This window comes from Vibrio splendidus (assembly GCF_001557875.1).
GTDB classification, from domain to species: domain Bacteria; phylum Pseudomonadota; class Gammaproteobacteria; order Enterobacterales; family Vibrionaceae; genus Vibrio; species Vibrio splendidus_F.
The window spans coordinates 148330-167483 of sequence record NZ_LNRF01000004.1 but is presented as its reverse complement, the minus strand read 5'-3'; the positions used below and the strand labels follow the sequence as shown (position 1 = coordinate 167483).

Below are 19154 nucleotides of genomic sequence, written 5' to 3'. Positions count from 1 at the left end.
TCTGGAGGTACTCATATGTTGTATCGAGTATCACAAAGCCCTAAAAAACAACAAGGCTTAGTTGCAGTGATGATTACTGCTGCCTTGTTGGTTTTTCTAGCTGTCTCAGCGCTAGCTGTAGACATAAACCATATGGTTGTAAATAAAACGCGCTTACAAAATGCAGTGGATTCTGCAGCGTTGGCTGCCGCAACCATATTAGACAATAGTAAAGATAAAGACGCTGTAGACGCAGAAGTGGGTACGGCACTCAATGCCATGGCAGCTTCAACCGGGAATCAAGAAATTGATTTCTCTACCGCTTCTATAAGCATTGATTATTCGAATGACCCACAGGATTTTACTGGCACGGCGACGTTCGGTGCAAGTGATGATGTTTATGTGCGAGTTCGCGTGGATGCATTAGAGATGGATGAATTCTTTATTCAACTGTTTGGTCTTGATAAGGCAGTATCGGCAAGTGCTGTTGCTGGGCCAAGCTCTGGGCAAGAAGTAGTCAATAACGTTGTACCCATTGGTGTTTGTATTGGTGATGGCACTTCGGATAACGATATTGATCCAGAAGATGGCTATCACGATGTGACAGGTGAAGAGATAGTTAATGTTTTTGGATATGAAGTCGGCACCGTTCATGCTCTTAAGGTAGGGGATAACAAACTATCTGAAATGGGTAATGGTAACTATCACCTGTTGGACTTTGGTTCTGGTGGTAAAACCGTCAAAGAAGGTTTAGGTGGTAGCTATGACCAGCCAATCAAAATTGGTGAAGATATCACGACGAAACCTGGTGGCACGGTTGGCCCCACAGGCGATGGTTTGAATACTCGTTTTGGAGATTATGGCGGTGGCTTATCGGCATCTGATTACCCTTCAGATTATGTAACCACAGAACCGACTAATGAAATCACGATTGATGCCAGTACGGGAGAGATCGATTCTGACGGAAGTTATAACTATGCTCAATATGAGTCAGATACCAACGCCTGTATAGCAAACGGTGGTTCTGGGTGTGCATCTAATGGTGTTGCTTGGCGTCGTATTTTACCGATTCCTATGGTTGATTGTTCAGGTAAAAGTGGCGGTGCAACTGACTTTACCGTACACAAAATTGGCTGCTTTTTCTTGTTGCAAAAAGCACCAACTAACAACTCAGGTACACCTGCCGTTTTTGGTGAGTTTATCCATTCTTGCAGTGTTGCTGGTGGATCTGGTAGTACAACGTCGACAACTGAAGGGACTTATAAGATTGTTCTATATAAGGACCCCAATAGTGGGGAATCTTGATCATGAAGCAATCTAATCAATTTCAACAGGGATTTGCTGCCGTAGAGATGGTCATTGCGACTCCCGTCTTACTGTTTTTTCTAGTATTAGTTCTAGAGCTTGGCAATATCCTTGTTCACTACAACGTGATATCGAAGTCAGTGCAAAATGGCGCTCGTTATGCGGTTAGTGAAGTGTATGGAACCATTGGTGGAACCATCGCACCGACGCCTGAAATTCAGAATGTCGTGGTCTATGGTCAGAACAGCGTAGGAACAGCTGTATTATCTTCATTGACGACATCGGATGTGACCGTAACCCCGCCTTCAGGCGACAGTTATGTACGAGTCAGTGTGACGTATGATTATGTTCCACTCTTCTTGTCTATTCCTTTTTCGAACGAGAGTTTTGCTGTTCCATTAAGTGTGACTTCAGTGATGAGGGTGCTGTGATGATAAGAGTTAAAAGACGAACCAAAGGGCTTGCCATTATTGAGTTCACTTTGGTCTCATCACTAATTTTTCTACTGCTCTTTCTCATTTTAGCGTTGGGTGCCTATATATTTTCGCTGCAAATGGTCAGTGAAGCGACTAGGAAGGCTGCTAGGTTAGCGACGGTATGTTACGTCCTTGATAGAGATAATATTGCGGGAATGGTAGTGAATGATATTCCTCTTGTTGGATTTACTAATGCGAACTTAGAAGTGGCTTACTTAGACGCGAGTGGGGTAGAGGTTGCCTCTGATTTTGAAGCGAACTTTGGCACCATTAAATTTGTGCGTGCTAGGGCTACGGGTTATGGAATTCAGTTAATCAGTAACCTAAGCTTTTTAGGAAATAATGGATTTCTTGCAGCCCCTGCGTTTGAAACAACACTGCCGGCAGAAAGCTTAGGGGTGGTAAGGGCTGAAGCTGGCACAGACATCAAGAATCGGTGCCCATAAGCGGTTATTTAAAAGGAGATAAATATATGGGGGAAGCGATTAAAATAACGCCTAATGAAGGTGATAAGGGTATGCCGCGTTTAAAAACAAATCTAAAGGTTTGGCTGATCTATAGCTCAGAAGGTTTTCTTTCACATATGAACCTCGAGTTAAAGAAATGTCGAAATGTGCACGTGACGTCATTTTCTCTCTCGGCAATGAGCGAGGAGTACTTAAAAAGTGCAGATGTCCCAGAGCTTATTTTCGTTGAAGCTCATGGAAACTGGGCTCAAAAAATGGTTGAACTCCAGGGGTATGACTTATCACTAGAAGATAAGGATTTGTCTTTAGTTGTGCTCGGTGATGAAAGTGATAATGGGTCACTAAAAATCGCGCTTCGCTTAGGGGCTTCAGACTTCTTGTCTCACAATGTCACACTTTCTGACTTACTCCCTCTACTTAAGAAAACGGCTTCCGAAAAACTGGAAAACTCGAATTATGGTGAGTTTATTTTGTTTTTGAATACCAAAGGAGGGATGGGGGCCACGACCTTGGCGTTGAATACTGCCATTGAGATGGCTACTCAACACCCTAATGAAGTTCTTTTACTCGATATTGATCTTCAATTTGGCGTGATTCCAGACTATTTGAACATAGTACCGACTTATAGCGTTTCTGATGCGATCAACAGTTCTAATGATTTGGATGAAATGTCTTTGGGCTCTTTAGTCAGTAAACACGAATCTGGTCTACATGTTCTAAGCTTTAAACATGAAAACAACGCTGATGATTTTGAACAGGCACAGAAAATAGGCAGATTACTCCCAATTCTGCGTCGTTTCTACCCTTATGTGATCATTGACCTGTCTAGAGGCTTAGATCACGTATTTGCATCAGCAATATCACCAGCGACTAAAGTACTTTTGGTTTTGCAACAGAGCTTAGTGTCAGTAAAAAACACAAGCCGATTAATTAAATCTCTGAAATTTGAGTACGGCTTACAGAGTGACTCAATAGAGGTCATTCTCAACCGTTATGAAAAGCGACATTCAATTAAGTTAAAAGATGTTGAGCAGGCGGTGGGTAATCATAATATACACCTTATGCCTAACGATTTTAAAGTTGCGCTGGAGAGTGCCAACTTGGGACAGCCGTTAGTTCAGTCGAGAAAAAAAAGCTCAATTACTCGCTCTATCATCGATTTGTCTCATGTTCTATCACCACCAGAACAAGAAGAGAAAGGGTGGCTGAAAAAGTTGTTTTCATAATGGGTGATGAAAAGTAAACACGAGGGATTGTGATGTTCTTTAAACGAAAAAATGTAAATCCAGAGTTTGAAAAAAAAGTAGAACAGATTTCGCATGATTCAGAAGATGCTAATCCTGTTGACCGTTTATCCAATGTTGAGGCGTCTAGTCACTCTAGGAATACTGAAGCGAGCGTTGAAAAGGAGAAGGCGATTGATGAGGCTCGAAAGGTTTTAGAGCAGGAGCTCTCAATCAAACACTTTTTTCATAAGCAGCTGCTAGAGACCCTAGATTTAGGGTTGCTTTCTAGCTTGGAGAAAGAGCGTGCGAAGTTAGATTTGCACGAAGCTATCGTACAGCTAATGGCTGAAGATGGTAGCCATGCTCTGAGTGCAGAAGGTCGTAAACGGGTTATCAAACAGATAGAAGATGAGGTTTTTGGCCTTGGTCCGTTGGAGCCCTTATTAGCTGATCAAACCGTGTCAGATATATTGGTCAACGGCCCTAAAAGCGTTTATGTCGAGCGAAGAGGTAAACTTGAAAAAACGCCCTATACTTTTCTTGATGATCGCCATTTAAGAAATATTATTGACCGTATCGTCAGTCAGGTTGGCCGTCGCATAGATGAAGCGTCACCTATGGTAGATGCCCGTTTAGTTGATGGTTCACGTGTTAATGCGATTATCCCACCTCTCGCACTTGATGGTCCTTCCGTTTCTATCCGTCGCTTTGCTGTAGATCGTTTGACTATGGATAACTTGATTGACTATAACTCAGTGTCTCCTCAGATGGCTAAGTTTGTCGAAGCTGCGGTTAAAGGTGAATTAAATATCTTAATCTCCGGAGGGACTGGCTCTGGTAAAACGACAACACTTAACATCTTTTCTGGCTTTATTCCTCGAGATCAGCGAATTATTACCATAGAAGACTCGGCGGAATTACAACTTCAACAACCTCATGTCATTCGTTTAGAAACTCGCCCTGCTAATCTAGAAGGGAAGGGAGAAATTAGCCAGCGAGAACTCGTAAAAAATACCCTGCGTATGCGCCCCGACCGAATCGTGGTTGGTGAGGTTCGTGGTAGCGAGGCCGTTGATATGCTGGCTGCGATGAACACGGGCCATGACGGCTCACTAGCTACCATTCATGCGAATACCCCTCGTGATGCCTTGAGTCGTGTCGAAAACATGTTCTCGATGGCTGGGTGGAACATATCAACCAAAAACTTACGAGCTCAAATAGCTTCGGCTATCCACCTTGTTGTTCAAATGGAACGCCAAGAAGATGGTAAGCGTCGTATGGTGAGCATCCAAGAGATCAACGGCATGGAAGGTGAGGTGATTACGATGTCGGAAATATTTCGTTTTCAGCGTAAAGGTATTGATGAAAATGGCAATATTATCGGTTATTACACGGCAACGGGAGTTGTGCCTCAATACCATGACCAGTTAGTCAAACGGGGACTCGATCTGCCTTTCGAGCTCTTTAGTGAGACCAAAGGTTAAGGAGAGATTATGGACAATGTAAGCGTTTCATTAGGCCTATTGTTTATCGCAGTGCTTTTTATTTCCCAAGCGTTGTTGTTACCTGCTGCTGGTAAGAAAGCGAAGCATAAAGAGTTGTCTCGTCGCTTGAAAGAGACGCAACGTAATATCGATGCAGAGAGTTTGTCATTACTCAAAGAGCACTATAACAAAGAACTTTCCCCGCTGGATCGCAAGCTCATTGTTATCTCTTTCTTCGCGGGTTTGAAAAAAATGTTGGAACTCGCAGGTATGAAAGTGTCCTTAAGCCGGTTCTTATTGATTGTTTCTCTTTGCGCTGTGCTGCTCTCATTAATATCGATAATGACCAACCAAGTATGGTTCATCAGCGTGGGGGCATTCATTTTTGTTTGGGTTATCGCCTATCTGTTTGTACAAAATCGAGTGACTTACCGAATGGCTCGATTTGAAGAACAACTTCCTGAAGCGTTGGATATTATTCGACGAGCCTTACAAGCAGGACAACCGCTCGTTCAATCATTTAATGAGGTTGGCGAAGAGCTTCCTGACCCAATAGGTACCGAATTTAAGAACACCTATAATTTACTTAATTATGGTTATGATTTACGTCTAGCGATTTTACAGATGACAGAACGAGTCCCCACCGTATCAATGCTGGCTTTTTCCAGTGCCGTAATGTTGCAAAAAGAGACTGGGGGTAACTTATCTGAGAACCTGCAAAAGGTATCTGAAGTACTTAGAGCACGTTTTAAACTGGAAAGGAAGGTAAAAACACTCTCTGCTGAAAGTCGCTTATCAGCATGGATCTTAACGTTATCCCCTTTTGGTTTGTTTTTCGCATTACGGGTGGCTAGTCCCGAGTATATCGAGCCACTTTATAAAGATCCGCGCGGTATATCGATGGTCAGTGTCGGTATTGTTCTTTTGGCCATCGGGGCCTTGTGGATTAAAAAGATCATCAGCATAGAGATTTAACTTATGGAACTACTCAATATTGAAGTCTGGAAGCAGATGTTAGAAGAGTTTGGGATCAGCTCTCAAGTAGTTATTTATGCGATGATTTTGCTCACTACTGTCTTGTTAACATTGACTGTTGGGTTTCTGTTCTTAGGTGCTCGATCTCCTTTAGACAAGAAGCTAAGACAAATATCTGAAGAGGGAAGTGTCGGTGGCCGAAAACCCTATGATTTCTCAAATACGCTTGAATCATTGAGCCCTTTTTTAAGTAAAGGTAACAAAAAGGATAATGAAACTTACTCAGAAAAGCTGATGCATGCTGGGTTCCATGAGAAGAGTTCATTATCAGTTTTTTATGCATTGAAGGTTTTGTCTAGTTTGATCGGTATTGTCGCGGCTTTTATGGTTTATTACATAGCGCTGGGCGGAGACTACAATAATTTACTCATCATGACCTGTGTTTTTCTCGGAACATTCACGCCAAATATTATTCTGAGTAAGTTACAAAAAGAGCGTCAGAAAAAAATCAGAAATGGTGTTCCAGATGCTCTCGATCTTCTCGTTGTCTGTACTGAGTCTGGGCTTGGTTTTAATGCCGCCCTTGGACGCGTTGCATCTGAGCTTTATGTTTCTCAGCCGGATCTTGCGGATGAACTAGAGACGGTGTTTGCCAAAATCCAAGCCGGTGTCACTATGCCTGATGCGCTGAGGCAGCTTATTGAACGAACCGGTTTAGTCGAATTAGAAGGCTTGGTTTCTTTGCTTTCCCATGCATCGAGAATGGGGGGAAGCTTAGCGCAAACACTTCGTGATTATACTGAAGACTTTAGAGATAAACGTCAGCAAGCCGCTGAAGAAATCGCGGCGAAAATACCGACTAAAATGTTATTCCCGATGTTGATATTTATTTGGCCTTGCTTTTTTATTGTCGCACTTGGCCCTGGACTTTTGATCGTAATGGACGCATTAACTGCGCCGGGAGCAAGTTTATGATTTTATTAAATAAGTTTCTTCTACTACTGTTGCCAATTTTGCTACTTGGTTGTGCTTCTTCGGATGAACCGACCAATCAATTTGATGCAGAATTGTATTCTGGCAAACCAATCGATTCTTTAACTAGTGATGATCCACCGCTAAATGAAAAAGAAGCAATTATGCGCGGTGACATTGCTCTGCGAGACAACAATATAGACTTGGCCTTATATGAATATATACGCTCTTTGTCCTTCCCTGAAAAAGAGTTTCACGATAAAACCTTGTTCACTATTGGCCAAATACATTCGTCTCGCGGTAATTATGCGTTGGCCGAGAAAGCTTACCTAGCAGCGCTAGACTTTAACCCAGCCCACACCGAAGTATTGGAGCAGTTAGGTGTTTTGTATACAAAGCAACGCCGTACCGATGAAGGTCGAAGCTATTTCTTTAAAGCGATAAATTCAGACCAAGTTCGTTTAAAAAGTAGTGAAACAATCCAAAATTACCAAGCGTTGAGCCAAAGTGAAGTGGCCAGTTTGAAGGTAGACAGCATGTCTCCAACATTAGCTTATATGGGGATTGGTGTACTGGAAGATGTTGACGGAAAGCATCAGATCGCACAAGAGTACTTCAAAAAGTCACTAACGATAGATAAAAGCTCAGTCAAAGCTTTGTTGAATATGGGCTACTCCCACTACATGTATGGTAACTACAAGGAAGCGTATCAGTACACGCGTTCAGCTTTAGAGTTAGAGCCGAATAATGAAAAGGCTCAGAATAATCTGGCGCTTATTTACTTGGCCTCAGGGGATATTAAGAAGGCAACCAACGTATTCATGAGGCACATGGACGCCCCAGAAGCGTTGAATAATGTCGGTTATTTCCTGATCTTACAAGGAAAGCCCGATCAGGCTGTTCCTTATCTACAGCAGGCCATAGATAAAAAATCATCTTACTACAAAGTAGCGAATGAAAACTTAAACCGAGCACTAGCGGAAGTGAGAGAGATGGAGCAGTAGTAACTATATGTTGGCTCAATGAAAAGGATATTCATATTGCCTAAAAATGAGAATTTTAACAAAGATACCATTGTTATTTCTGTAGTTTGGCTAATTTGTGCCACTGTGATTTTTATTTATAAATGGGAGAGTGTTTCAATACTGAACCTGAATGATAACGATGATTACATGCGTTTTGTTCAGTTTCAAGAATGGATGAAAAGTGGCCATTGGTATCTTGAGCCGATGAGTAATTTCAATGCCGAGGATGGCCTGATTATTCATTGGTCTCGATTTCCTGACTTAATGCTCTCTTTCGTTGCCTTCCCATTGTTATTTATGGTTGATGATAGCCTTGCTTATACTATCTCAATTTCAATTGTTCCATTGTTTTATTTATTGCTGTATGCATTGTCATGTTTCTATTTATGTGAACATTACTTTGGAGGGAAGTATCGTTTCATAAGCATGATGTTTGCAATTTCCTCGCCTTCAATTATTCATTTCTTACCCGGTTCTATTGATCATCATAATATTCAACTTATTTTAGCAACGCTCTTCTTATCGGTAACACCGACTTCTATCGACAACCTAAGGCAATCATGGCGAGTGTATGCTCAGGCCATTTTTCTGTCTCTATCTCTATGGACTGGGATGGATAATGTTTTGTTGTTTATGATTTTCTTAATTATTTATACAGTGTATTACTGCTTCATTCGTGACGAGTGGTTTAGTTATATCTCTAAGCTATATGTAACTTGTATGATTTTTGGAACCTGTGCAGTTTTATTAAATAGACCTTATGATGAGTTTTTTGTTTTTAAATATGATGAAATCTCATTTATTATCATTATTCTATTTTTTAGTGGTTGGGTTTTTGTCAATGCTTACAACCGATTGACTAATAATATAAAAAACTCAACTCAAAGATTTTTTTTGTTTGTTTTTCTTGGTTTGTTTTGTTTACTTCCGGTTGTTATTCTTTATCCATCACTGACAAGTGCTTTGCTTATTGATTACCCTCCGGTACTTAAGCTGTACTGGCTAGATCAGGTCACCGAGGCCAAATCTGTAGTTGATTATATAGCCATTAAAGGTTTCTTCTCTGTCGAGAACTATGCCTTACTATTGGTCCCCGCTATTTTATACCCAGTTTTTAGGATTAAAAATCACCACTGTGCAATCTTATACCTCATATTTATTTTTAACTTAGCCCTTGCGATTTTTTGGCAGGTTAGAGTAATACGATTGTGCTTTGTTTTAGCGGCACCTTTTCAAGCGTACTTTATTATTAAAATATCTGAATATGTTAGATATCCACTACTGAAAGCGCTGGTTATTCTCTCAGGTGCCCCATTGACGTTAGCGTTTGTCATTCTCGTTTTGTCTCCAGCAGAGGAAGTGACTACCAAACCTGATGAGAGCGACAAGCTACCAGTCATTTTTAAGGTGTTAAAAGATAACGGTATTAACTCTCATACAATTCTTTCAGGAATAGAAACGGGGGCACCTGTATTAGCTCAAACGAACAACAGTATAATCGCCGCGCCTTATCATCGAAATATTGTAGGTAACCAATTTTTAATCGAAGTGATGTTAGAAGAGGACATGCTTCTAGCAAGAAACAAAATAGTCGATAAAAAGGTTGATTATATATTGATCGGTAATGACCCTCATTTAACTCTCCTAAAGGATTCTGGAAGCGAGGACTCTTTAGTTAGAATACTTCATGGGGATAATATTCCGGCTTGGTTAGACGTTACATATGATGGAATTGAGGATGGTTATCGAGTTTTTAAAGTAAGGAGTGAGCATGAATAAACAGAAAATCGCAGTATTACTCCCATGTTATAACGAAGCCGGAGCCATTGGTGAAACGGTAGCGTCTTTTCAACAAGCCTTACCTGATGCATCCATTTATGTTTATGACAATAATTCAACCGACAACACGGTCAACGAGGCGTTACAAGCAGGGGCGATTGTGCGACATGAGCCGCGCCAAGGTAAAGGGGAGGTTGTGAGGCGGATGTTTTCTGATATCGACGCCGATATCTATGTGATGGCTGATGGTGATGACACCTATGACGCCGCAATATGCCCCGAACTGATCGACCAACTAAATAATGAAAAGCTTGATATGATCATTGGCAGTCGCGAGCGAACTTCAATGGCTTACCCTAAAGGACATATCCTTGGGAATAAGATGTTTTCATCTCTGATTAACTTGGCATTCAATGCGCAATTGAATGATGTGTTTTCTGGCTATCGAATTATGAGCCATAGATTTGTCAAAACCGCACCTATCTTCAGCGATGGTTTCCAGATAGAAACAGAACTTACCGTGCATGCGTTAAACCATAATATGTCAATCAAAGAAGTCTCGACTCAATACCAATCTAGACCTGAAGGGACTACCAGCAAACTGAACACCTTGAGCGATGGTCTCAAGATTCTAAATTTTATCTTGTTCTTATTGAGAGATGTAAAGCCGATGTTTTTCTTTGGCTCTCTCTCGATATTGCTCGGTTTTATTTCGTTGATCTTGGGTATCCCCGTCATTGTTGATTTTGTTGATACTGGGTTGGTTGAAAGGCTACCTACAGCTGTTTTGTCTAGCTCAATAGCTTTGATTGCGGTGATGTCTTTTTTCTGCGGTTTGATACTAGATAACGTATCACGAGGTAGGCGAGAGATGAGAATACTCTCTATTTTAAGATTTAAGGACGATGAATGACTTAGCTGAGATATTTGGCTAAGAGATCAATACTCGAGAGCATGAGCTTTGAGATGGAATTACTAATTATATAGCGGGTGCTAGGTAGATTAAATTATGAAAGACGAAAGTAAGAAGCAAGCGACTCGCTCACTTCTTACTATCAATCTTTTAGACAGCTAAACCTGTCATTGCGCCAAAGACCATGAATAATCCGACAAGTCCTACAATAGGTAACTTCACGGTTTTCAATAACCACACACCTACAATGATCAGAGCGAAATCTAAGCCATTACTCACTGCACTTGTGAAGATCGGTTGATATAGCGCTGCCAATAACAAACCTACAACCGCCGCATTCACACCTGTAAGTGCACCAGCTACTAGAGGCTTGCTCGCGATTGCTTGCCAGTTCTTCAGTACCCCCAGTAGCAACAAGAAGCCCGGCAAGAACACAGCAATAGTTGCGAGTAGGGCGCCGGTGATCGGTGCTGATGGCATCAACACATAACCTAGATAAGTGGCTAACGTAAACATCGGGCCAGGTACTGCTTGCGCCGCTGCATAACCTGTTAGGAAGGCATCTTGAGACAGTTGGTCGCCAATACCATTTTGTAGCAGTGGAAGTACCACGTGGCCGCCACCAAAGACTAGGCTGCCTGCTTGATAGAACAGGCCAAACACTTCAATGCCTTGAGAGTAAGCACGGAATAGAGGAAGGCCAATCAGTAAAGCAACGAAAATCACGAGTGGTGTTAACGATATCTTGTGCGTCGAAGGTACAGTTTTTAATTCCTGTGAGGTTAAGAACTTACTGCCAACCATAGCTGCAAATACTAGAACCAAAACTTGAGGCCAAATCCCAGGGAGCAACAGCAAAATAATTGCGGTAATGACACACAGCGCGGTTGCGATTTTCGATTGGCAAAAGTTTTTGTACATACCGAAAGTGGCATCAGCCACAACCACAACGGCGAGTAACTTAAGCCCGTGGATGACAGAGATGAACAGCGGAGCTTCCAACAACTGGTTACTCACTAACGCCAATATCAGCATCAGAATGACAGATGGAGAAGTGAACCCCACAAATGCTGCAATAGCACCAGTTAAGCCACCTTTTTTGTATCCGACAGCGAAGCCAACTTGACTTGATCCCGGGCCCGGCAGAAATTGACTGAGGGCGACAATTTGTCCGTACTCTTCGTCGGACAACCAATTCAGTTTCTCAACAAATGTCTTACGGAAGTAGCCAATGTGTGCCGCAGGTCCACCGAAGCTAATCCAGCCAAGCCAGAAAAAGGTTTTAAAAATTGAAAGCATGATCGATTCCAGATAAATGTTTAGCGTAATTTAGGTGGAGTTAAACTATGATTCAAATTAATTGTTTTAATTATAACTATGAATAATATGGGTTTCGCTTTATGGCTGATTTTAACTGGAAGGGGATCGACCTTAACTTGTTGATTGCACTGCAAGCGTTGTATAAAACCAACAGCGTTAGCAAGGCGGCTGAACGCTGTTATGTCAGCCAGTCAGCGATGAGTCATAGCTTACAAAGGCTCCGGAAGTTGTTTGATGACCCTTTGTTTGAGCGTGTGGGTAGCAAGATGGAGGCGACCGACCGAGCCATCGAACTATCCAGTACCGTCGAAGCACTACTAAATACCATCCAGTCAGAGGTACTGCTGTCTAAATCGTTTGATGCAGAGACTTATAAAGGGACTTGGAAGATCGGTCTCACTGATTATGCTGAGCAGATGTTCGCTCCAATATTGTTTGACCTTATTAAGCAATCCTCTCCTTACTCCCAAGTAGCGTTGTTCAATGTAAACCGGAGTAACTACCAGCAAGTCTTTGAAGATGCCAAGCTTGATATGACGATAGGCAGCTTTGGTGAGGTACCAAAGCAATATCGAACAAAGCATTTGTACACGGAGCAGCATGTTTGTTTACTTGATCAATCGGTTCTATCTATTGAGGACCCGATGTCACTAGAACAATTTGTTGCTGTCGAGCACGCACTCGTTTCTCCTGCTGGAACTTTAAAAACGGGAGTTGATATTCGTTTGGCTGAATTAGGACTTAGCCGGAAAGTGGCTGTAGCTTCCAGTAACTTTTTAACAGTAAAACGGCTCATTCGTGGTAGAGAATTACTTTGTATTGTTCCCAAGCTTGTCGCGCGTAAGGATATTGATAGCGAAGAAACCTTGTTAGCTGTGAAACCACCGATTGATGTTCCAGATTTTGATATCCAGCTTGTTTATAGGAAAGCTAAGCATTTAGATGATAAAAATAAGCTACTTAGAAAATTGATTACTAATACGGTCTCATCTGTGGTTTCCGAATAGTTTATCGTGCCGGTTAGTTGCCAATTTTATATGAATTAATTTGAGAAAAATCCGGCTTATTATAAGAACCCGACTATACTTAATTTACGATTCAAAGTAGTCGTAAAGAATAGACTTTTGATTTACCTAAGTGAAAAAATTGGTTATATCCTCTTGGTGTAGCTTAAAAAACTACCAGTCTAAACGGACTTAGTTGGTCTTAAAAGCGCTAGCTCCCCCTAGCGCTTTTTTCTTTCATTCTAAGTCAGTTCTAATCCCTCCTGATTGAGTTATGTGAGATCATCTTTACCTTCAATTAACGCATGGTGGCTTATCGAGCCCTCGGTTCGAGCTTGTAAGTAAGGGGCATATTCTGCGTCATTCATGAAATCAACGGCTGCTTGTTTTGATGGCCATTCAATGATGACACGCAGTGCCGGTTGATCTGCGTTACCTTCTACACATTCGTGGCTAGCAGTGCGTGCTAGATATTTTCCACCATGCTGTATGACGAGCCTTGTTGCTGGTTCGATGTAATCAGCGACCCATGTGTCAGTCGTTGGCGTGACTTCTAATACTGAGTAGTAAGACATAACCTTGTTCTCCTTGTCATGCTAGTGGCACTGTGCTTATTCGTTGCGGTTAGTGCATAGCATTTAATCATTAACGATATAGCTAACGAGTAAGGTAATAGTAGTGTGCTTTTGATGAATTTATAACTAATGGAGAGTAAGCCTGATTACATGACAACTAAGTTAGAGTGTGCCCAGAGTATCGTCTGGGCATGGTTATAAAGGGATTGGACTTATGAAGTAATTTGAAGATCCCTTACTACTCTAGAAAGAGAATCGAGTCCATTTCTTTGCTCGCCAGCGATAAGCCATGATGATTCCACGGAACCACTCGTCCATCGCGATTGCCATCCAAGCGCCAAATACCCCATATCCCCAATGCACACCAAGTAAATAGCTCATGGCAACCCCAATGCCCCACATGCTGAGAATGCCCATTTTGATCGGGAATTTAATGTCGCCAGCGGCCTTTAGACAAGAGATAAAGATCAGGTTAAATACTCGGCCAGCCTCAAGAATGATAGAGCCCGCAATCAGTGCGGCAGCCAGTGCAATGATCTCTGGATCTTGCGTGAACAGATCGAGAATGTCGAAACGGAACACATAAACAATGCTGGTAATCGTCGTTGAAGCGATAAAACCAACCACAAAGTAACGTTGCACGCGGTTGGTAATCTCGTCGATCCAGCCCTTACCAATGTAATAACCAGTTTGGATTTGGCTACCTTGACCAATTGCCAGTGCAAACGCAAAAGAGAGGCGAGCGATGTTTTGTGCGTAAGTAAACGCAGCCAGTGAAGACGTACCCATCTGCACGACAAAGAAGGTAATGCTGATCTGAGCCATGTTATAAGAGAGTACTTCTCCTGCGTTCATCGAGCCGATCTTAATGATTTTTTGATAGATGGCTTTAGGCACAGATTTAAACTGCTTCACTGGTAGATCAATGCCTTTGCTTCTGACCACACCAATCAAGATCAACATCCCGATCACTTGGCTAATTACGGTCGCGGTAGCAACCCCTTGCACGCCGTATACAGGCAAACCAAAAGGTTGATATAAGGCACAGTAGTTACCGATTACGTTGATGACACCTGCAATCATGTTGATCACCATCGGTGACTTTGAATAGCCATGGCTTCTTAGAATTGTGGTGAGAACCACACCTATGGTTACATTGAAAGTGAGAGCTCCACTGATGAACAGGTATTCTTGCGCGTACTGTTCGACTTGAGGCTCGAGTTGATAGAGCGGGATAAAATATTCAGCAACAAGAACTGCAATAACACTCAATAGCACACCGGCAATAATGGCCAGAATGATGCTTGCTACGCCCACGTGAGCGCTCTCTTGAATGCGAGAGGCACCGTTGTATTGCGCGATTAAAATCCCCGTACCACTGCTGACCATGGTTGAGACAATGATCAGAAAAAAGGATATCTGAGAGATAACACCAACGGCAGACACGGCTTTGTCTGAGTATCCCGATAACATGAAGACATCACTGGTGTTGAGTGCAGTTCTTAGAAGAACTTCGATAAAAATTGGCCAGGTGAGCGCAACGATTCCCATACGTTTATTTAGGGTGGAATCAGCATTAGGCATTTAGGTTTTCTCAAAAAAAGGGGTAGGCGACACTATAGTTTAGCGAGTATTTAGTAAACGACTATCAAATTAATGTCCGGAAGACTAATAAGGATAAATAAAATTAGAATAAGTCTTCAGAACCCAATATTTTAGTGAGAGTGATGAAATTTTTGAGCGGAGTTTCATAGCAAGAGCACTCTATGTTTTTTGTGAGTAAAAGCTTGCCCAAGTTAGCGGAGTAAAGCGAATAGAGTAAAAGGATCATCGTAGGCCAAATAGTCTAAGTGCTTGTTTGGCTTCAGGTGTAAAAAAGGCACTCAGCGAGATACTGAGTGCCAAAGCCTGAAACTTATGAGGTTATCTTTTCATTGAATTCCAGAAGACAGGTATAGGTTTGATTTACTCTTCGTCAGTAAAGAAATCGTTGTAAAGCATGTACAGGTGAGCTGCACTCCAAGAGAAGTTTGGTGCGCCTTGTTGTTCCCCGTTCAATGGGTTGTAGTTCTCACGGATAGGACCGTCTTGAACTAATCCATCGGCGTGGTCAAAGAACGCGCCTGCCATTTCAATTGCGTCATCACGGTAGCCGTAGCTGTCCATGCCTTTTAGGCCAAAGTAGAATTGGTCTACCCAAACACGCCCACGCCAGTAAATATCTGGGCCGAATGCTGGGCTAGAAAGCGCAGCTGTGCCCAGTGGAACGTAGGTGTTGAACTCTGATGTATCTTTCATCACTGAGACAACCGCATCAGCGTGATCTTGAGTTGCTGCGCCATTGAACAGTGGTGACCAACCTTCAGGGCCTTTACCACGCTCTACAATCGGTTTACCGGCACAGCCATTCGCTAATGGTTTGTCTTCAATGCGAATGTCGTAGAAGAAGTTAGTGCCTTCGTCGAACATACAAGTGTTGATGTAGTTCGATAGGTGCTCTGCTTTTTCGCGGAACTCTTTCGCTTCTGCGTCTTTACCTAGAATGTCAGCCATTTCTGCTAGGTACTTGTTATCGCTGTACATGTAGCTTGCTTGGTCGACAGATTCTTGCAGTAGCGAGTAGCCTAGTAATGTGCCGTCTTCAGCGCGGTTTTGAGCGAACTCAACGTCCCAATCGCTGCGCTTACCGCCGTTTGCGACATACGCGTCTAGCTGATCTTTATCGATGAAACCAAATGCGGCTGCATCGTCACGACCAGATTCCCAAGATGCGGCTGTTTGTGCTGGGCTCTCGATGTAATCGTAGTTACCTTCGGCCACGACTTTATCCAGTGCTGCTTGACCTACGACTGTTTCGTGCTTATCGCCACGAACCACGGTGAAGTACATTTCACCTTCAGGTGTGTTGTGTGCTTTGTCGCGAGCTGCGCCGTATTCAGGTACACCGTTGCCATTGTTGTCGCGGTTGCGCAGCCACCAGTCGTGGTATGCCACTAGTTTTGGATACATCTCTTCTAGCCAAGCTTCATCGCTGGTGGTCTTGTAGACTTCCATTACTGCCCATGCTGCTAGGCTAGGCTTGGTATTACGTTCGTTCCAGTTACCACCGTCGCCGCCACGCTCTGGACTTAGGTTGTAAGCGAGTAGATCTGGCACGTAGCCTTCATCCCATGGGCGAACGGCATCGTCAGCTTGAATTTGGTAAGCGAACATCGCACGGATGTTGTCTTTCGCGACGTCTGGGTTGAAGTGCGCCATTGCGTAAGCTTGCTTCCAGGTGTCCCACGGCCAAGTTTGATTGCCCGAGAACCAACGTGCTGTTACTGATGGTGTAACCGAGTCAAACTCCATTGCACCTGCAGCACCACGCCAGTTACCGTTTAGGGTTTCCATTGCTTTTACCGCAACACGCTCTTGTTCAGGCGTTGCGTTCGGGTTGGTTAATCCCATTTCTAGGTAGCCTTCCCAACGTTCTGCAGATGCAGCTAAAAAGTCGGTAGGGTTTGCCATGATCTTTTTGATTTCTGGCTGCTCGGCTCTTGCTTCTTCAGCAGTAAGAACATGCGAGTAAGTCGTGTAAACAGTGGTTGATTCTTCAATGTTTGCGGTTGAAGTAAACGCTAGGCCGTCAACAGTCGTTTTCGTTGGAATCGACTTATGAACTTGGTATTCAGATTCGCCAGAGGTCAATAGATCCCATGTTGAACGCACCTTACCGAAAGTCACTTTTAAGCCATCGTCGGTTGCGACGATCTGACGGTTGTACTCAGGGTATGTCTCGGCAATGGTTTTGTCGGTTTGCGAAACGCCTTCTTTGGCGTGCGTTTTCTCTAGTAGTTTGCCGTCCCATACTAATTCGACTGGGGAGTCAGTGGTGATTTTAGTTTCTAGTAGAGAAGTACGGTTAGACGCGAAACGCATCGTCATTTCTACCGTAACATCGTCAGATTTTAGCGTCTGAATCAATGCGCCCGGTAGACTGTAAGCTTCCATGGTAAATACGACTTTTTTGCCGTCTTTGAACACGCTTAGGCGGTCGAAGTTATCAGCCATGAAGTTGATGTATTCTTCGGTAAGCAGTGCTGTACCTGGGAAACCGCCCATGCCTTCTGCACTGTCTGGCAGCAGGTGACCGTGCCAAGCACCTAGGTCGAAGAATGGATTAAAGCGTTGGTGGTCATCGAAGTCGTAGTCACGCATGTATTCTGGTGAGCCCGTACGGTCGATAACGTTCTTAAATTCGTTAGCTTGCAGTTGCTCTGTGTCAGAGTTTGATGCACAGCCAGTAACAACAAGTGCTGCACCGATAGCGAGAGCTGCGAATGATTTATTCAGTTTCATGATGAGTTCCTGTTATTACCAGTAGAAGTATTGCATTGCGAATACTTGCGCATCGCCGATTTCAGTATCGCTGCCTACGCCAAAGCGGCTGTCAAAGGCCGTTGCAAATGTACCGTTTCCGTATTCATACCAAACGCCAGCATTGATGTAAGAAGTGATCTCTTTCTCACCATTGTCGCCGTCGAAGTTTGCGTAGTTGTAGGCTGCTGATAGGTATACGCCTTGAGCTGCTTCGTACCATGCACTGGTTTGAATGCCAGATTCGCTGCCAAATGATTCTTGGTTGCCTTTGTCTGTGTCGTGCCAAACACGTGCAGCAACATTTTTGTACTCAGCACCCAATAGTAATAGCTCTCCGCCATCGTTATTACGGACTTCACCACCACCCATTAATGTTAGGTCATCAGTAAGGTCATATTGTAAGTAACCATTGACCATGGCGTTCTTATCTTTCCATTGGTCAGCAAAGCCATCGTATTTACCGAAATGGACAAGAGCGTCATCTTCAGAGAAGTCAGATTCAGGAGCGAAAGAAACGCTGTAGCGAAGCTTACCTTCTAAGTTCTGAATTTTTACCCCTACGTTTACGTCGCGAGTGTTAGATATTGCGTAGCCGTACTCAACGGTTGCATCACCCCACCATTGAACGTCATCCAATGAAGAGTCCATACGACCAACAATAAACTCTGTTCTTGCGTCGGTTCGGTAGCCAGCGTAGAAGCGGTTAAAACCACCTTCAAAGCCGCCCCAACCATGACCAGTTGCCCATGCATTGCCTTCATCGTCAGCTTGTACTGTCCAACCTTCCATATATGCAAGACCAAACCAGTTACCATGTTCGATAGCGAGACCTGCTTCGATGTATGTGCCATCAGCGTAGCGACCCTTATCATCACCTTCTAGTGCCACGTGCCCACCAAGGCCAAGCTCACCATAAAAGTTAAATAGGGTTTCAGTTTCTGTTTTAGGAGGCTGAGTATCACTGTGGTTTGCTGCGGATTCTTCCGCGTGGGCAGTGGTGCTTAAGGCAGCAAGAATACAGCTTGTAATAAGAGTTTTTTTAGTAAAACTACTTTTCATTTTAATCACTTCTATGTCGGGGTTATAAATGAAGATTCGTAAGTAGTTCTGACTTCTAATATGGGGTGCTCTTCAAGGCGTATTGGTCAGGTTACTTACGATCGCAAAACCGATATTAATGATAATTTTGCGGTTTAAAATTAATTCAGTTTAAAAGTGTGATCTATTTTTAGTAAATGTTTACTTTATTTTTATTTTGATTTTGAGTTGAATTTGCAGAGATATGACTAGGG

At 43.0% G+C, this 19154-nt stretch carries 16 protein-coding genes; 11 read left to right on the top strand and 5 right to left on the bottom strand.

Annotation, left to right across the window (positions count from 1 at the left end; translation table 11 throughout):
- Nucleotides 1-15: 15 nt before the first annotated feature.
- Genes ATB74_RS12125 through ATB74_RS12080 form a run of 10 tightly spaced genes read left to right on the top strand, consistent with a single transcriptional unit; the run spans nt 16 to nt 10601 of the window.
- Complete coding sequence (locus ATB74_RS12125; RefSeq protein WP_061018703.1) at nt 16-1284, top strand: TadE/TadG family type IV pilus assembly protein; 1269 nt, start codon at nt 16-18, stop codon at nt 1282-1284.
- A 2-nt stretch (nt 1285-1286) separates the two neighbouring features.
- The gene (locus ATB74_RS12120; RefSeq protein WP_060982598.1) at nt 1287-1715 is read left to right on the top strand and encodes a TadE/TadG family type IV pilus assembly protein; all 429 of its coding nucleotides are present in this window, start codon (nt 1287-1289) and stop codon (nt 1713-1715) included.
- Nucleotides 1715-2206, top strand: a complete 492-nt coding sequence (locus tag ATB74_RS12115) for a TadE/TadG family type IV pilus assembly protein (protein ID WP_060982597.1) — start codon at nt 1715-1717, stop codon at nt 2204-2206. Before ATB74_RS12120 ends, ATB74_RS12115 begins: the two co-directional genes overlap by 1 nt.
- A 26-nt stretch (nt 2207-2232) precedes the next feature.
- Nucleotides 2233-3453, top strand: coding sequence for an AAA family ATPase (locus ATB74_RS12110; protein WP_061018701.1), 1221 nt, complete (start codon nt 2233-2235; stop codon nt 3451-3453).
- A gap of 32 nt (nt 3454-3485) precedes the next feature.
- Nucleotides 3486-4937 (top strand): CpaF family protein, encoded by a 1452-nt coding sequence (locus tag ATB74_RS12105; RefSeq protein ID WP_060982595.1) that lies wholly within the window; start codon nt 3486-3488, stop codon nt 4935-4937.
- A gap of 9 nt (nt 4938-4946) precedes the next feature.
- Nucleotides 4947-5912, top strand: coding sequence for a type II secretion system F family protein (locus ATB74_RS12100; protein ID WP_060982594.1), 966 nt, complete (start codon nt 4947-4949; stop codon nt 5910-5912).
- A 3-nt stretch (nt 5913-5915) separates the two neighbouring features.
- Nucleotides 5916-6887 carry a type II secretion system F family protein gene (locus ATB74_RS12095; RefSeq protein ID WP_061018699.1) on the top strand — a complete coding sequence of 324 codons (972 nt, stop codon included), beginning with the start codon at nt 5916-5918 and terminating at the stop codon, nt 6885-6887.
- Complete coding sequence (locus ATB74_RS12090) at nt 6884-7888, top strand: tetratricopeptide repeat protein (protein ID WP_061018697.1); 1005 nt, start codon at nt 6884-6886, stop codon at nt 7886-7888. Before ATB74_RS12095 ends, ATB74_RS12090 begins: the two co-directional genes overlap by 4 nt.
- A gap of 18 nt (nt 7889-7906) precedes the next feature.
- Entirely contained in the window at nt 7907-9688 is a 1782-nt protein-coding gene (locus tag ATB74_RS12085) for a hypothetical protein (protein ID WP_061018695.1), read from the top strand.
- Entirely contained in the window at nt 9681-10601 is a 921-nt protein-coding gene (locus tag ATB74_RS12080; RefSeq protein WP_061018693.1) for a glycosyltransferase family 2 protein, read from the top strand. Before ATB74_RS12085 ends, ATB74_RS12080 begins: the two co-directional genes overlap by 8 nt.
- A 150-nt stretch (nt 10602-10751) precedes the next feature.
- Here the strand turns inward: ATB74_RS12080 and chrA are convergent, their stop codons facing one another.
- Complete coding sequence (chrA, locus tag ATB74_RS12075; RefSeq protein WP_060982590.1) at nt 10752-11900, bottom strand: chromate efflux transporter; 1149 nt, start codon at nt 11898-11900, stop codon at nt 10752-10754.
- A gap of 101 nt (nt 11901-12001) precedes the next feature.
- On the opposite strand from chrA, the gene ATB74_RS12070 reads away from it, so the two are divergent.
- A complete protein-coding gene (locus ATB74_RS12070; protein WP_060982589.1) occupies nt 12002-12928 on the top strand; it encodes a LysR family transcriptional regulator in 927 nt (308 codons plus the stop codon).
- Between the two features lie 269 nt (nt 12929-13197).
- On the opposite strand, the gene ATB74_RS12065 is transcribed toward ATB74_RS12070, so the two are convergent.
- The 4 genes from ATB74_RS12065 to ygjJ all read right to left on the bottom strand — a co-directional run bounded on the left by ATB74_RS12065 (nt 13198) and on the right by ygjJ (nt 18921).
- Nucleotides 13198-13500 carry a DUF1330 domain-containing protein gene (locus tag ATB74_RS12065; protein ID WP_061018691.1) on the bottom strand — a complete coding sequence of 101 codons (303 nt, stop codon included), beginning with the start codon at nt 13498-13500 and terminating at the stop codon, nt 13198-13200.
- A gap of 243 nt (nt 13501-13743) precedes the next feature.
- Nucleotides 13744-15084, bottom strand: coding sequence for an MATE family efflux transporter (locus tag ATB74_RS12060; RefSeq protein ID WP_060982587.1), 1341 nt, complete (start codon nt 15082-15084; stop codon nt 13744-13746).
- A 381-nt stretch (nt 15085-15465) separates the two neighbouring features.
- On the bottom strand, nt 15466-17841 hold the full coding sequence (ygjK, locus tag ATB74_RS12055; RefSeq protein ID WP_060982586.1) for an alpha-glucosidase: 2376 nt from the start codon (nt 17839-17841) through the stop codon (nt 15466-15468).
- A 15-nt stretch (nt 17842-17856) separates the two neighbouring features.
- Entirely contained in the window at nt 17857-18921 is a 1065-nt protein-coding gene (ygjJ, locus tag ATB74_RS12050; RefSeq protein WP_060982585.1) for a protein YgjJ, read from the bottom strand.
- Nucleotides 18922-19154 lie beyond the last annotated feature (233 nt).

Bases quoted from the DNA above. Each gene is read 5' to 3' on its own strand.
- ATB74_RS12125 (WP_061018703.1), top strand. From the start codon at position 16: ATGTTGTATCGAGTATCACAAAGCCCTAAAAAACAACAAGGCTTAGTT.
- ATB74_RS12120 (WP_060982598.1), top strand. From the start codon at position 1,287: ATGAAGCAATCTAATCAATTTCAACAGGGATTTGCTGCCGTAGAGATG.
- ATB74_RS12115 (WP_060982597.1), top strand. From the start codon at position 1,715: ATGATAAGAGTTAAAAGACGAACCAAAGGGCTTGCCATTATTGAGTTC.
- ATB74_RS12110 (WP_061018701.1), top strand. From the start codon at position 2,233: ATGGGGGAAGCGATTAAAATAACGCCTAATGAAGGTGATAAGGGTATG.
- ATB74_RS12105 (WP_060982595.1), top strand. From the start codon at position 3,486: ATGTTCTTTAAACGAAAAAATGTAAATCCAGAGTTTGAAAAAAAAGTA.
- ATB74_RS12100 (WP_060982594.1), top strand. From the start codon at position 4,947: ATGGACAATGTAAGCGTTTCATTAGGCCTATTGTTTATCGCAGTGCTT.
- ATB74_RS12095 (WP_061018699.1), top strand. From the start codon at position 5,916: ATGGAACTACTCAATATTGAAGTCTGGAAGCAGATGTTAGAAGAGTTT.
- ATB74_RS12090 (WP_061018697.1), top strand. From the start codon at position 6,884: ATGATTTTATTAAATAAGTTTCTTCTACTACTGTTGCCAATTTTGCTA.
- ATB74_RS12085 (WP_061018695.1), top strand. From the start codon at position 7,907: ATGAAAAGGATATTCATATTGCCTAAAAATGAGAATTTTAACAAAGAT.
- ATB74_RS12080 (WP_061018693.1), top strand. From the start codon at position 9,681: ATGAATAAACAGAAAATCGCAGTATTACTCCCATGTTATAACGAAGCC.
- chrA (WP_060982590.1), bottom strand. From the start codon at position 11,900: ATGCTTTCAATTTTTAAAACCTTTTTCTGGCTTGGCTGGATTAGCTTC.
- ATB74_RS12070 (WP_060982589.1), top strand. From the start codon at position 12,002: ATGGCTGATTTTAACTGGAAGGGGATCGACCTTAACTTGTTGATTGCA.
- ATB74_RS12065 (WP_061018691.1), bottom strand. From the start codon at position 13,500: ATGTCTTACTACTCAGTATTAGAAGTCACGCCAACGACTGACACATGG.
- ATB74_RS12060 (WP_060982587.1), bottom strand. From the start codon at position 15,084: ATGCCTAATGCTGATTCCACCCTAAATAAACGTATGGGAATCGTTGCG.
- ygjK (WP_060982586.1), bottom strand. From the start codon at position 17,841: ATGAAACTGAATAAATCATTCGCAGCTCTCGCTATCGGTGCAGCACTT.
- ygjJ (WP_060982585.1), bottom strand. From the start codon at position 18,921: ATGAAAAGTAGTTTTACTAAAAAAACTCTTATTACAAGCTGTATTCTT.